Origin of the sequence: Dietzia sp. 179-F 9C3 NHS (genome assembly GCF_045369825.1) — a bacterium.
Classification (GTDB): Bacteria; Actinomycetota; Actinomycetes; order Mycobacteriales; family Mycobacteriaceae; genus Dietzia.
Map to the genome: position 1 here is coordinate 187,413 of NZ_JBIQES010000002.1, position 13,121 is coordinate 200,533.

Genomic DNA, 13,121 nt, shown 5'->3' on the forward strand with positions numbered 1-13,121 from the left:
CTCACCAACCACGCTCGGCGAGCCGATGCGGCTCCGGGATCTCGTCGACGTTGATGCCCACCATGGCCTCGCCGAGTCCGCGGGAGATCTGCGCCAGCTGCTCCGGGTCGTCGTGGAAGGTGGTGGCCTTGACGATCGCGCGGGCCCGTTCGGCGGGGTTGCCGGACTTGAAGATGCCGGAGCCCACAAAGACGCCCTCGGCGCCGAGCTGCATCATCATCGCGGCGTCGGCCGGGGTGGCGATGCCTCCGGCGGTGAAGAGCACCACGGGGAGCTTGCCCTTCTCCGCGACCTCCTTGACCAGCTCGTACGGCGCCTGGAGCTCCTTGGCGGCCACGTACAGCTCGTCCTCCGGGAGGTTCTGGAGGCGCCGGATCTCCTGGCGGATCTGCCGCATGTGGGTGGTGGCGTTGGAGACGTCGCCGGTGCCGGCCTCGCCCTTGGAGCGGATCATGGCCGCGCCCTCGGTGATGCGGCGCAGCGCCTCGCCGAGGTTGGTGGCGCCGCACACGAACGGCACGTCGAAGGCGAACTTGTCGATGTGGTTGGTGTAGTCGGCCGGGGTGAGGACCTCCGACTCGTCGATGTAGTCGACGCCGAGCGCCTGGAGGATCTGCGCCTCGACGAAGTGGCCGATCCGGGCCTTGGCCATGACCGGGATGGAGACGGCCTCGATGATCCCGTCGATGAGGTCGGGATCGCTCATGCGGGCCACGCCGCCCTGCGCGCGGATGTCGGCGGGCACGCGCTCGAGGGCCATCACGGCCACGGCGCCGGCGTCCTCGGCGATCTTGGCCTGCTCGGCCGTGACGACGTCCATGATGACGCCACCCTTGAGCATCTCTGCCATACCGCGCTTGACCCGCGCGGTTCCGGTGGTGGTGTCGGTGCCCTGGGAGGTGCTCACCTGTTCTCCTGCTTCGTGGGTGGGATCTGTCGCCGGCGGTGCGTCGGTGGACCGGCCTGTCTACGGGCTCTCAGTGTAGGCCCTCGCCCCCGGGATCCCCCATCTGCCCGGGAAGCGGTGGATCGACCAGCTCCACGAAGTCCGGCATCGGCGCGCGACCGGCCAACCGGAACGCCCGTACCGACCACCGCTCGCGCAGAGCCCGTGTGTCCCGCACGGCGTCGTTGTAGAAGCGTCGGGCGATGGCCACGCGGTCCATGGCGTCGGCGAGCTCGTCGACGAGTCCGGACGACAACGCGTCGGCGTCCACGCCGGCCAGCTCGAGTCCGAGCGCGTTCTCCGCGTGCTCGGCGTCGGGGCCGGAGTCCGCACCGGCGACCGCCACCCAGCGGCGGCGGTCGGGGTCCGGGGCGGGGTCCGCCACGGCGACCGCCTCGGGCGGGTGGGCGCTGGCCCGGGCGAGGGCGCGGGCGAGGCCGTCCGCGCCCGCCGGGTCCCGGGCCGCGAGCTCGCGCGCCACCGCGGAGGCCACGGCGTGGCGCCGCCCCAGCGCCCCCGCGAGGGCACTGCGGGCGAGGTCGGTACGGATGTGCAGGCGGTCCAGGCGGTGGGCGGTGAGGTAGGCGGCGAGCAGTGCCACCGCGACGGCAACGGCGAGGACGACGACGAGGGCGAGCCACTCAGCGGACACGGATCGTCTCCCCGGGGCCACGGATCGTCTCGTAGACACGGACCACACGGTCGGCCACCACCGGCCAGTCGTACTCCCGGACCGCCTCCGCGGCCCGCTCGCACAGCGCCGTCCGGCGGGCGTCGTCGCGCAACAGGCGCAGCAGCGCGTCGGCGAGGGCGTCGCCGTCGCCCACCGGGGTCAGCTCCCCGCACTCCCCGTCCCTCAGGACGCGGCGGAACGCGTCGAGGTCCGCGGCCACGACGGCGGCCCCGGCCGCCATCGCCTCCACGAGCACGATCCCGAAACTCTCGCCCCCGGTGTTGGGGGCGCAGTACACGTCCGCGGCGGCGAGGACCGCGGCCTTACGGGCCTCGTCGACCCGGCCGAGGAACTCCACGTCCAGGCCGTCCGGGAGCCGGGCCCGCAGGGCCCGCTCGTCGCCGTCGCCCATGATCCGCAGCCGCAGGTCGGGGACGCCGCGCAGGACGACGGGCAGGGCGCGCACGAGCACGTCCATCCCCTTGCGGGGCTCGTCGTAGCGGCCGAGAAAGGCCACGGTCGGCACGTCCGCGCGTTCGGACGCGGCGTCCGCGTCGGCGAAGGCGGTCACGTCGACCCCGTTGGGGATCTCCACCGCGTCGGAGCCGAGCGCCTCGATCTGCCACCGTCTTGCCAGCGTGGAGACGGCGATCCGGCCGCGGATCTTCTCGAGCATGGGCGCCAGGACGCCGTCGAAGGTCCCGAGCAGCACCGAGCTGGTGGTGGAGGTGTGGAAGGTGGCCGCGATCGGTCCGGTAGACATCGCGAGGGCGAACATACCCACACCGGGGGCGTTCGGCTCGTGGATGTGCAGCACGTCCAGGGGTTCGCTGCGCAGCCACCGCCGAGTGGCCCGCCAGGTCGCGGGCCCGAAGCTCAGGCGGGCCACCGAGCCGTTGTACGGGATGGGCACGCCGGGGCCGGTGAGCGTCATCCCGTCGATCGGCGCGTTCTCCGGGCGCCCGGGAGCGAGGACGCGGACCGTGTGCCCGCGGCGGCGTAGCTCCCGCGCCAGGTCCACGACGTGGGCCTGGACGCCGCCCGGGGCGTCGAAGGAGTAGGGGCAGATCATGCCGACGCGCACGCGGGATCAGTCCTCGATCCGGGCGCGCCGCTCGGCCGGGAGGTCCACGAGCCACAGCGGCTGGAGCATGTGCCAGTCGGCCGGGTGGCGGGCGATCCCCTCGGCGAAGGCGTCGGCGATCGCCTGGGTCCCGGCCTCGATCCCGCCGGAGACGTCGATCGGCGGGTGGACCCGCACCCGCATCGACGTGGCGTCCGGGTACCAGAACTCGGCGTAGAGCAGCGGGGCGCCGGTCTCCACGGCGAGGCGTGCGGGTCCCGCGGGCATGCGTGTGGGCTCACCGAAGAAGGTCACGGGCACGCCCGTCCGGCGGAGGTCGCGCTCCCCCAGCAGGCAGACGATCCCGCCGCGCGCGAGCACCGCGCGGAGCGCGTCCAGCGGCGGGGTCGGCCCCCCACTGTGCGGGATGATCGTGAAGCCGAGCCCCTCGCGGTAGTCGAGGAAACGCTGGTACAGCGACTCCGGCCGGAGCCGTTCGGCGACGGTCGCGAAGGACCCGTAGCGGCGCGCGAGCCAGGTTCCCCCCAGATCCCAGTTCGCCGCGTGTGGCAGCGCCACCACCACGCCCCGACCGGCGGCGAGGGCGTCGTCGAGGTGCTCGAGCCCGTCGATGGTGCGGTCCATCTCGCGGGCCACGGCCTCGTGGTCCATCGAAGGCAGCCGGAAGGCCTCGCGCCAGTAGCGGGCGTAGGACCGCATGGCGTCGCGGACGAGGTCGTCCGGGACCTCCGCCGGGGCCACCCCCAGGACGCGGGCGAGGTTGCGCCGGAGCTGGGAGTCCGGGCCCTGCCGGCGGGTGGCCAGGTCGGCGCCCGCGGTGAAGAGGCGCCGCGCGACCGACTCGGGCAGGGCCCGGACGGCCGCCCAGCCGGCGGCGTAGCCCAGGTCCGACAGCCGGGCGCCCAGGCCGTCCGGGCCCCGTCCGGCCGCGTCTCCGCCCGTCACGCCGGGCCCCCGGAGGTCCCGGGCGAGGCGCCGCCGTCGGGGCCGATGTACAGGCCGGCGTCCCTACGCTCGAGGTAGTCGCGGCGGCTGCCCCACATCCGTTGGACCACCGTGACCAGGCTGCCCACCGCGACGAGGGTCGCCGCCACCTCGATCGCCCACGGCACCCCGAGTCCCTCGAGTCCGGCGCCCAGGAGGATCAGCACGAGCCGGTCCGCCCGCTCCATGAGGCCACCGGGGGTGTGCAGCCCGCCGGCGTCGGCGCGGGCCTTGGAGTACGAGACCACCTGCGAGAACACGAGGCTTGCCAGCAGCATCCCCAGCGCGAGGGGATTCTCCGGCTCCGTCGCCACGAGCCACCACACGAGCGATGAGAGGATCACGCCGTCGGCCACCCGATCGGACACGGCGTCGACCAGCGCCCCGTAGGGGGAGCCGCCGTCCGAGGCCCGCGCTACCGCGCCGTCAACGAGGTCCAGCAGCGTACACAAGGCGATCACGATCGCGCCAGCGACGAGATGACCACTGCCGAAGAGCCAGATCGCCGCCGCGCAGGTGAGGACGAGGCCCGTGAGGGTGATGCCGTTGGCGGTCACGCCCACCCGGACGAGACCGGTCGCGATCGGGTGCGCCACCTTGGCGACACCCGACCGTCCATACTCGCTGAGCATTGTCCCCCTGACGATCCGGCGTGGATTACGACCCGGGCGGGCCCGGTTCGGTGACCGGCCACGCCTCGGCGAGGAGCCGGCGTGACTGGCGCAACAGCTGGGGCAGCACCTTGGTTCCGCCGGTCACGGTAATGAAGTTGGCGTCACCGATCCAGCGTGGCACGACGTGTTGGTGGAGATGATCGGAGAGCGAGCCGCCCGCCGCGCTGCCCAGGTTGAGCCCCACGTTGAACGAGTCCGGGCGGGACACCGACTTGATCACCCGGATGAGGTGCTGCGTGTACTCCATGAGCTCGCGCGACTCGTCCGCGGTGAGGTCCTCCAGCGCCGCCACCTTGCGGTAGGGCACGACCATCGCGTGCCCGGGATTGTACGGGTACAGGTTGAGTACCACGTACACGTGCTCGCCCCGCGCCACGACCAGTCCGTCCTCGTCGCTCATCCGGGGGATGTCGAGGAACGGCTCGCCGGTCATCCCCTCGGCCGGTTCGGCGCGGGCCTCGGCGATGTAGGACATCCGGTAGGGCGCCCAGAGCAGCTGGAGCCGGTCCTCCCCCACCCCGTACTGGTGGTAGCTCCCCTGAGGTGTACCCGGGCCGTCGTGGTTCCCGCCGGCGCCGCTCATATGCGGTCCGCCGTAGGCGGGTCGTTGCGTCGCGAGTGCACCCAGTGGGTGATCTTGTCGATCGCCGACTGCCGGGAGACGCCGTTGAGCTGCGTGCCGTCGCGGAACCGGAAGCTCACCGCGCCCGCCTCGACGTCGCGGGCCCCGGCCAGGAGCATGAACGGCACCTTGCCGGTGGTGTGGGTACGGATCTTCTTCTGCATCCGCTCATCCGACAGGTCGAGCTCGGCGCGGATCCCGCGGCCGCGGAGTTCGTCGACGATGTCCTCGAGGTGCTTGGCGAACTCGTCGGCGACGGGGATTCCCACGACCTGGACGGGCGAGAGCCAGGCCGGGAAGGAGCCGGCGTAGTGCTCGAGGAGGACGGCGAAGAACCGCTCGATGGAGCCGAACAGCGCCCGGTGGATCATCACCGGCCGCTTCCGGGTGCCGTCGGCGGCGCTGTACTCCAGGTCGAACAGCTCGGGCAGGTTGAAGTCCAACTGGACGGTGGACATCTGCCAGGTCCGGCCGATGGCGTCGCGGGCCTGGACCGAGATCTTGGGTCCGTAGAACGCCGCGCCGCCCGGGTCCGGGACCAGCTCGAGGCCGGAGTTGCTCGCCACGCGCTGCAGGGTCTCGGTGGCGCGGTCCCAGAGGGCGTCGCCGCCCACGTACTTTTCGGGATCCTTGGTGGACAGCTCGAGGTAGAAGTCGTCGAGTCCGTAGTCCCGCAGCAGGGAGATGATGAAGGACAGCACGGAGGCGATCTCGCCCTCCATCTGCTCCTCGGTGCAGTAGATGTGCGCGTCGTCCTGCGTGAACCCGCGGGCCCGGGTGAGCCCGTGGATCACGCCGGACTTCTCGTACCGGTACACCGTGCCGAACTCGAACATCCGCAGCGGGAGCTCGCGGTACGACCGGCCGCGGGAGTCAAAGACGAGGTTGTGCATGGGACAGTTCATGGGCTTGACGTAGTAGTCCTGCCCCGGCTTGGTCTCCCTGCCCTCCGCGTCGTACTCCGCGTCGAGGATCATCGGCGGGAACATGCCGTCGGCGTACCAGCTCAGGTGCTGCGACTTGCGGAACAAATCACCCTTGGTCACGTGCGGCGTGTTGACCAGCGAGTATCCGGCGTCGAGGTGGCGGCGCAGCGAGTGCTGCTCCATCTCGTTGCGGATGACCCCGCCGCGCGGGTGGAACACCGGGAAGCCCGAGCCGATCTCGTCCGGGAAGCTGAACAGGTCCAGCTCCGTGCCCAGCCTGCGATGGTCCCGCTTCTCCGCCTCGGCCAGGCGGTCCAGATACTCGTCCATCGCCTCGGTGCTCTCCCAGGCGGTGCCGTAGATGCGCTGGAGCCCGGCGTTGCTCTGGTCGCCACGCCAGTACGCGGCCGAGGACCGGGTGAGCGTGAAGGCGGGGATGAACTTGGTGGTGGGCGCGTGCGGCCCGCGGCACAGGTCGGACCAGATCACCTCGCCCGTCCGCGGGTTGAGGTTGTCGTAGGCCGTCAGCGCACCGGCGCCGACCTCCATGATCTCGGCGTCGGCGACACCCTCCGCCGCAGCGGCGTCACCGGCGTCGGCGAGGCCCTTCTCCTCGACCAGCTCGAGCTTGTACGGTTCGCCGGCGAGCTCCGAGCGCGCCTCGTCGAGTGAGGCATACTCGCGGCGCACGAAGCGCTGGCCCGCCTTGATGATCTTCTTCATCCGCTTCTCGAGGTCCTTGAGGTCCTCGGGGGTGAAGGGCTCGGCCACGTCGAAGTCATAGTAGAAGCCGTTCTCGATCGGCGGGCCGATGCCGAGCTTGGCGTCGGGGAACTTGTCCTGCACCGCCTGCGCGAGCACGTGCGCGCACGAGTGCCGGATCACGGAGCGGCCGTCCTCGGAGTCGGCGCGGACCAACTGCACCTCCGTGTCGGACTCCGGCGCCCACGACAGGTCCCGCAAGGTCCCTTCCGGGTCGCGGACCACGACGATGGTGCCCGGGCCGCCGCGCGACTGGAGCTCCCGCTCGGCGAGGATCTTCCCGGCCGGCTCGCCCGCGGGGACGACGGTGGTCACCACACCCACACCCGTCGCATCGGCAGCGGCTTCCGGAATGCGGTTCTCGGACACGGGGGTTGGACTCCTCGCTCGTGGGCTGGCCTCGGCGGCCTGACTGACCCGCCCATGCTACCCGGCGACCCCGCGGAATCCCCGACCCACGTGGGGCGTTGCACCCGGCATGCGCATCGACATCTGGTCGGACGTGGTCTGCCCCTTCTGCTGGATCGGCAAACGGCACCTCGAGGCGGCCCTGGACGGGTTCCGGGACGAGCACCCGGACGCCGAGGTGGAGGTGGTGTGGCGGGCCTACGAGCTCGACCCACAGGCCCCCGCGAGCACCGACGAGTCCAACTCCGAGCGGCTCGCCGCCAAGTACGGCATGCACGTGGCGGAGGCGGACGCGATGCAGGAGCAGATCGCCGAGCGGTTCCGGGCGGTGGGGCTGGAGTTCGACTGGCGCGCCGCCCGGGCCACCAACACCCACGACGCGCACCGCCTCGCGGCGCTGGCCACCGCGCGCGACCGGGGCGACGCCGCAGACGAGGCGCTCAAACGGGCCCACTTCACCGACGGCGAGCTGCTGTCGGACCCCGCCGTGCTCTCCCGGATCGGGACGGGGATCGGGCTTCCCGCCGCGGAGGTCGACGCCCTGCTCGCCGGCGACACCTACTCCGACGCGGTGCGCCGCGACCAGGCGGAGGCGCGTGCGCTCGGGGTGACCGGGGTGCCGTTCTTCGTCCTCGACGGCCGTCTCGCGGTGAGCGGCGCGCAGCCGACCGACCTCTTCCGCCGGGCGCTGGAACGGGCATGGCGGGAGCGGACGGAACCGGGCGACTCCCCCGGCCGCGAGGGCGACGACGGCGAGGCGTGCTCCGACGACTCCTGTTCCGTCTGAGTCGAGAGACGAGCAGAGCCCCGTTCCGCGGTATCGGGCGGAACGGGGCTCTGTAGGTGGTGGTCCTAACTGGGTTCGAACCAGTGACCTCTCCGGTGTGAACGGAGCGCTCTTCCGCTGAGCTATAGGACCGCCGCCCCGGCTCGATCGCCTGGGCACCGGAACACTGTAGCAAGCCCGGGGCCGGTGCCCAATTCGGGCTCGGCGCCTCCCGCGCCGGTCCGGCAAGCGCGCAGGTGACACACGATTTCCGGCCCCCGATTTGTGTTGCGGGAAACCGTTGGGCTAATGTTCATTCTCGCAACGCGGTGAGCGCCAAGCCCACCGAGAAGCGATGCGGATGTAGCGCAGCTGGTAGCGCATCACCTTGCCAAGGTGAGGGTCGCGGGTTCGAATCCCGTCATCCGCTCGGAGGGATCGAGGAGCCAGTACGTCCTCACCGGGCTCGATACCTTTGCGGTGGAGTGGCCGAGTGGTGAGGCAGCGGCCTGCAAAGCCGTCCACACGGGTTCGATTCCCGTCTCCACCTCCACACCGGAGCCATCCGGTCGGAGACCCCGCGCGATTAGCTCAGCGGGAGAGCGCTTCCCTGACACGGAAGAGGTCACTGGTTCAATCCCAGTATCGCGCACCACTACACAGTTCCAGGTCAGCCCCGGTTTCGGCCGGGGCTTTCCGCTTTCCCCACCGTCTGCCCGCGGCGCGCACCCCGGACTGCATGCCCATAGCGGCCTCTACGCCGCAGACCTCCGCCGCCGGCGCCGCGGCTCACCATCCCGGCCCTCTGAGCGCCGGCACCCGTCCGCACGGATCGACCGGCGTCAGATACCGGTGAGCGCAGCGACAAGTGCCGGCAGCGTCCTGGCGATGTCGTGCCGGTCCACCACCCGCCGCCGTGCGGTGTGGGAGACGGCCGCGAGTGCCCCGGGCTCGTCGAGCAGCTCGGAGAGGGCGACCCCCAAAGCGGACGCGTCGCCGGGCGGAACGAGGACCCCTGCGCCCCCTGCCAGGTACTCCGCGGCACCACCGTGATCGGTGGCGACCACCGGCACCCCGGCAGCCATGCATTCGAGCACACCGAGCGGGCCAGCCTCCGGCAGGACCGAGGCGGACACCGCCACGGTCCACCGCGGAAGGACATCGGCGCGATCGACATGTCCGAGGAAGTCCACCCGACCGTGGAGATCGTCGCGGGCCGCCCGGGCACGCAGCGCGGCGGCGTACGCGGATTCGCCGGGAAGCTCGGCGCCGGCGATCTCGAGGCGGACCCCGGGGACGCGAGCGATCGCCTCGAGCAGGACATCGTGTCCCTTCCAGGGGGTCAGCGCGGCAAGAATCCCGACGACGCCGATGGGCGAGGCGCCCTCCCTCCATTCGTCGGGCAGCGCGACCCCGTTGACCCTGACGATTACGTCGCGAACGAGCGGACGTACCGACTCCGCTGTCACCTCGGAGACCGCGACCGCCCGATCCAGTCGCCGTGCCCCCAACCGGACGGCCAGCCGTTGTTTCGCGCTCACCACCGTGTCGTGAACCAGCCAGGTCGTCAGACCCCTCCGCCGGGGGCCGGGGAACGCCACGCCGAGCGCCGGGAGCGCGAACAGGGAGTTGACCACCACGACGTCGTCGGGCCGAGTGACCCGCCGCAGCGCGCGTCCCGCCGTCACCCAGTTGACCAGGGCGCCGACCAACGCGACGAGCCGTGACCATCCCGACCGACCCTGCAGACCCAGTGGCCGGATGGGCACGTGGCGGGTCCCCGGTGGAAAGGCGTCTGTGATCCGGCCGGGTGGACTGACCAGGACCACCTCCGCGCCGGATCCGGACACGTGGTGGGCGACGGATCCGAGTACGTTCTCCGCACCGGAACGCACTCCTGTGGCATTCACCATCACCACACGTGGTCCGCTCACGGTCTCCCCCTCCGAGCGCGTCCGGTCACACCGTGATCACCCGACCGCGTCATAGACCGCGAGGGTTTCTGAGGCCACGGCATCCCAGTTCCTCGAGTGGATCCTGATCGCGGCCTCGGCCCGGACACGGGCCCGGAGGTCACGGTCGTCGAGAAGACGCCGGAGCGCACTGGTCCAGGCTTCGACGGACAGGTCGTCCACCACCACCGCACCGTCCCCGACGGCCTCCGGGATCCCCCCGACAGCGCTGGCCGCGACCACGCCACCACACGCCATCGCCTCCACCGGCGGCAGGCCGAAGCCCTCGTAGACGGACGCGTAGGCGACGACGTCTGCCGCCCGGTACAGGGCCGGGATGTCCACCTGGTGCACGTAACCGAGTCCCGAGGCTCCGGCCGGACACCCGGGACCGTCGGTACCGGCCCCTCCCAGGACGAGGGGAACGTCGAGCGCCCGCGCGGCAGCAGCGACGACGTCCGGACGCTTTCGCGGTTCGAGCGTGCCCAGTTGCAGGACGAAGCGAGGAGGGAGGTCGTACTTGTCCCGGACGGCTGACACCGCCTCGTCGGGGGGCACGGTGGCCCAGCGAGCAGGGGCGAGCGGCACCACCGTAGCCTCCCTACCGGTGAGCGCCCGGACGCGTTCCGCCGTGAACTCGGACACGGCGATCACGGCGTCAGCGCGCCGCAGGGACCGGGTCAACAGCGCCCGCTCGCCGCGGGCGCGGACCCGGCTGAACGCCCAGGGGGTGTCGAAGACCGACATGTCGTGGACCGTCGACACGCAGGGACTTCGCTGCGCGAGCGGAAGATCCACGTCCAAGCCGTGGAACAACGACGCACCACCGACAGATCGCAGGCCGACGAGGGCCCGTCGGGTCCCGCTCGACACCGGCCGGGGCACTACCTCGACACCGGCCGGTAGCTCACCGACGGTGTCCGATTGGACGACAGCCGCGTAGCGGTAGGGCGAGTCGGCTCCGGCCAGGCCGCGGATCAACTCCCGTTGGTACGTCTGCACCCCGCTCCCGCCGGGCCGGAGGGCCAGAGCACCGAGGACGACTCGACCGCCGAGCTCCCCCCGCTCGGTCAACGACCGCTTCCCTTGGCGACAACCCAGAGGGTGAGGAGGACCGACCGGATGTCCATCCACGGTGACCAGTTGTTGACGTAGTAGTTGTCAAAGGTCACGCGGTCCGCGATGCTCGTGTCGCCGCGCAGACCGTTGATCGCGGCCCACCCGGTCAGGCCCACGGGGACACGGTGCCGCGCGGAGTATCCGCCGTACTGGCCGCTGAACCGTTCGACGAAATGCGGTCGCTCGGGTCGCGGGCCGACGAGGGCCATATCCCCGCGGAAGACGTTGTAGATCTGGGGAATCTCGTCCAGCGAGGACCGCCGGAGGAAGGAACCGAAGCGCGTGATCCTGGGATCTCCGGCGATATTCCACCGGGTCTGCGACTCCGACTCGTCCGCCGGCTTCATCGAACGGAACTTGAGCAGTTCGAACTCCCGTCCCCCCTCACCGATCCGGACCTGCCGGAACAGTACCGGGGCAGACCGGTCATCGAGCTTGACCGCGATCGCGAGCGCGAGGAAGAGTGGAGACAGCACCATCAGGGCCAGGCCGCTGAGCAGGATGTCCATCGGCCGCTTCAGCCTCCACCAGATGGACCGGTGAGCGGCCCTCCTCACCAAGGTGACCGGCAAGGCGTTTATGCGATCCATGTCGCCCTCGAGGTTCACGTAGCCGAAGAGCCTCGGCACGATGAACACCTCGGCGTCCTCGCGATCGCAGTCGTAGAGCAGTTCCAGCAGCTGACGGTCGTCCGCCGCACCGAATCCGATGATCACGGTGCGGGCGCTGTACCGGCGAATGAGGTCGACAAGGCCGTGGTCGGCGCTCTCGATGGGCAGACCAAGATCCTGTGAGACCACGTCGGCATTAGGAAGTGGCCAGGAATCGACCAGTGCCACCGGAGAGAGTCCGAAGTCGGTCCGCTCGGCGAGCGTCCTGGCCAACTGCAGCGTGGTCTCCCCCGTACCCACGATCAGGGTGCGGTGACGGAAAGCGCGGTACCGCCGGCGGCTCCACTTGAGGAGGGGGGCTACGACCATACGCGACGCCAGGAGCGCGACCACCACGACCGCGGTGAATCCCAGGAGGGAGACGATGCTCATCCCGGGATTGGTGACGATCGCACCGACAAGCGTGATCACCGCGCCGGTCAGGAGCACGCGGGGCATCACGTCGAGCACCGAGATCGTCAACCGCCGCCGGTAGAGACTCGGGGTGAAGGCGAGGGCCAGCACGACCGCACCCGCTGTCAGCCAGGGCCGAGTCGGGACCAGGAGCCACGCGATCAGACAGATGATGACGATGTCCGCGACGCGGTGCCAGACGTCGAAGCGGTACTGCGGGGTGACGAGAAGGAATCGCAGCGTTCGCCGGTACAGCGAGCGCCGGGGCCGTGGGGCGAGGTCGGGTCCCGGCGCGGGCGCTTCATTTACCCCGCCGTCCACCGCTCCGGCGAGACCGGCGTGGGGGTGGGGCTCGACGGTCGACGTCACGACAGGCTCGCCACCGCACGCGCCATGGAGTCCAGAGACGTGAAGGTCGACCTGGTCAACTGGTCATCCGGGAACTCCAGGTCGAACTCGTCCTCCAACCCGAGCATCACCTGCACCGTCTGGTGCGACGTCATGCCCGCAGCGAATAGGTCGTCCCGGGACCCCAGTCTCGCGACCTCCACAGTGTCCCCGATCACCCCGGCCACGGTGTCCCGCACCCGCCGAACGAGCTCGTCCATCCCTTCCCCCCGATTCGTTGCGTCGACCACCTGCATCGCGGGGTCGATCGCCGACCCCGCGCCGGCAAGTGCCGCACTGCTGGACCCCGGCCTCTCCAAGATCATCGCTAACATCGCCATCGCCAAATTCTTCTCATGTGTTACTGAGAGATCCCAGTCGATGACTCCTGCTTCCCTTGCATACTCGGCCATCCGGCCGCTCAATTCGAGCCTGGGTCGGCCGTCCCGGTCGGACGTGATCGCGACCTCGGACCACGGGAACGGTTTGTCTCCGACGGAGAGCGCCTTGGCGACAGCTTCTTTGGCGGCGAACCGGCCCGCCAGAGTCCGCGCGGGCGGGGCGTCCCCTGTGCTGGGATTCACACCGAAGACCCGCGCCAGGTAGCGGCTCCCGTACCGGTCCACGGCACGCTGGACGTCGTCGACGGAGACGAGATCACAACCCACCCTGATCGAGATCGACGACGCCATCGTCACTCCTCTCCGGGCCGATGATGACCCAGGTCACGAAACGCCCGCTCTGTCCGGTCCGA

12 protein-coding genes and 4 tRNA genes are annotated in these 13,121 nt (G+C 70.8%); 4 read left to right on the forward strand and 12 right to left on the reverse strand.

What is annotated here, in order from left to right; all coding sequences use genetic code 11:
• Nucleotide 1: 1 nt before the first annotated feature.
• The 7 genes from pdxS to thrS form a co-directional block, all read right to left on the reverse strand.
• Complete coding sequence (gene pdxS / locus ACH0BZ_RS03225; RefSeq protein ID WP_406896518.1) at nt 2-907, reverse strand: pyridoxal 5'-phosphate synthase lyase subunit PdxS; 906 nt, start codon at nt 905-907, stop codon at nt 2-4.
• A gap of 70 nt (nt 908-977) precedes the next feature.
• Nucleotides 978-1,598 carry an NUDIX hydrolase gene (locus ACH0BZ_RS03230; RefSeq protein WP_406896519.1) on the reverse strand — a complete coding sequence of 207 codons (621 nt, stop codon included), beginning with the start codon at nt 1,596-1,598 and terminating at the stop codon, nt 978-980.
• Complete coding sequence (locus tag ACH0BZ_RS03235; RefSeq protein ID WP_406896521.1) at nt 1,588-2,703, reverse strand: glycosyltransferase family 4 protein; 1,116 nt, start codon at nt 2,701-2,703, stop codon at nt 1,588-1,590. Before ACH0BZ_RS03235 ends, ACH0BZ_RS03230 begins: the two co-directional genes overlap by 11 nt.
• 6 nt (nt 2,704-2,709) lie before the next feature.
• Nucleotides 2,710-3,648: a phosphatidylinositol mannoside acyltransferase gene (locus ACH0BZ_RS03240; protein WP_406896522.1), complete on the reverse strand. Its 939-nt coding sequence runs from the start codon at nt 3,646-3,648 to the stop codon at nt 2,710-2,712.
• Nucleotides 3,645-4,319 carry a phosphatidylinositol phosphate synthase gene (gene pgsA, locus ACH0BZ_RS03245; RefSeq protein ID WP_406896523.1) on the reverse strand — a complete coding sequence of 225 codons (675 nt, stop codon included), beginning with the start codon at nt 4,317-4,319 and terminating at the stop codon, nt 3,645-3,647. Before pgsA ends, ACH0BZ_RS03240 begins: the two co-directional genes overlap by 4 nt.
• 25 nt (nt 4,320-4,344) lie before the next feature.
• Nucleotides 4,345-4,944, reverse strand: coding sequence for an HIT family protein (locus tag ACH0BZ_RS03250; RefSeq protein ID WP_406896524.1), 600 nt, complete (start codon nt 4,942-4,944; stop codon nt 4,345-4,347).
• A complete protein-coding gene (gene thrS / locus ACH0BZ_RS03255; RefSeq protein WP_406896525.1) occupies nt 4,941-7,040 on the reverse strand; it encodes a threonine--tRNA ligase in 2,100 nt (699 codons plus the stop codon). The genes ACH0BZ_RS03250 and thrS overlap by 4 nt, the downstream gene beginning before the upstream one ends.
• 109 nt (nt 7,041-7,149) lie before the next feature.
• On the opposite strand from thrS, the gene ACH0BZ_RS03260 reads away from it, so the two are divergent.
• The gene (locus tag ACH0BZ_RS03260) at nt 7,150-7,866 is read left to right on the forward strand and encodes a DsbA family oxidoreductase (RefSeq protein WP_406896526.1); all 717 of its coding nucleotides are present in this window, start codon (nt 7,150-7,152) and stop codon (nt 7,864-7,866) included.
• 57 nt (nt 7,867-7,923) lie between these two features.
• Here the strand turns inward: ACH0BZ_RS03260 and ACH0BZ_RS03265 are convergent.
• Nucleotides 7,924-7,998, reverse strand: a tRNA-Val gene (locus tag ACH0BZ_RS03265).
• A gap of 204 nt (nt 7,999-8,202) precedes the next feature.
• On the opposite strand from ACH0BZ_RS03265, the gene ACH0BZ_RS03270 reads away from it, so the two are divergent.
• The 3 genes from ACH0BZ_RS03270 to ACH0BZ_RS03280 all read left to right on the forward strand — a co-directional run bounded on the left by ACH0BZ_RS03270 (nt 8,203) and on the right by ACH0BZ_RS03280 (nt 8,500).
• Nucleotides 8,203-8,275 (forward strand) — tRNA-Gly (locus ACH0BZ_RS03270).
• 49 nt (nt 8,276-8,324) lie between these two features.
• Nucleotides 8,325-8,398: transfer RNA gene (locus ACH0BZ_RS03275), tRNA-Cys, on the forward strand.
• A gap of 27 nt (nt 8,399-8,425) precedes the next feature.
• Nucleotides 8,426-8,500 (forward strand) — tRNA-Val (locus ACH0BZ_RS03280).
• 187 nt (nt 8,501-8,687) lie between these two features.
• Here the strand turns inward: ACH0BZ_RS03280 and ACH0BZ_RS03285 are convergent.
• Genes ACH0BZ_RS03285 through ACH0BZ_RS03300 form a run of 4 tightly spaced genes read right to left on the reverse strand, consistent with a single transcriptional unit; the run spans nt 8,688 to nt 13,059 of the window.
• A complete protein-coding gene (locus tag ACH0BZ_RS03285) occupies nt 8,688-9,779 on the reverse strand; it encodes a glycosyltransferase family 4 protein (protein WP_406896527.1) in 1,092 nt (363 codons plus the stop codon).
• Between the two features lie 36 nt (nt 9,780-9,815).
• A complete protein-coding gene (locus ACH0BZ_RS03290) occupies nt 9,816-10,871 on the reverse strand; it encodes a glycosyltransferase family 4 protein (RefSeq protein ID WP_406896528.1) in 1,056 nt (351 codons plus the stop codon).
• Nucleotides 10,868-12,349: a sugar transferase gene (locus ACH0BZ_RS03295; protein WP_406896529.1), complete on the reverse strand. Its 1,482-nt coding sequence runs from the start codon at nt 12,347-12,349 to the stop codon at nt 10,868-10,870. The genes ACH0BZ_RS03290 and ACH0BZ_RS03295 overlap by 4 nt, the downstream gene beginning before the upstream one ends.
• A complete protein-coding gene (locus ACH0BZ_RS03300) occupies nt 12,346-13,059 on the reverse strand; it encodes an acyl carrier protein (protein WP_406896530.1) in 714 nt (237 codons plus the stop codon). The genes ACH0BZ_RS03295 and ACH0BZ_RS03300 overlap by 4 nt, the downstream gene beginning before the upstream one ends.
• Between the last annotated feature and the right edge of the window lie 62 nt (nt 13,060-13,121).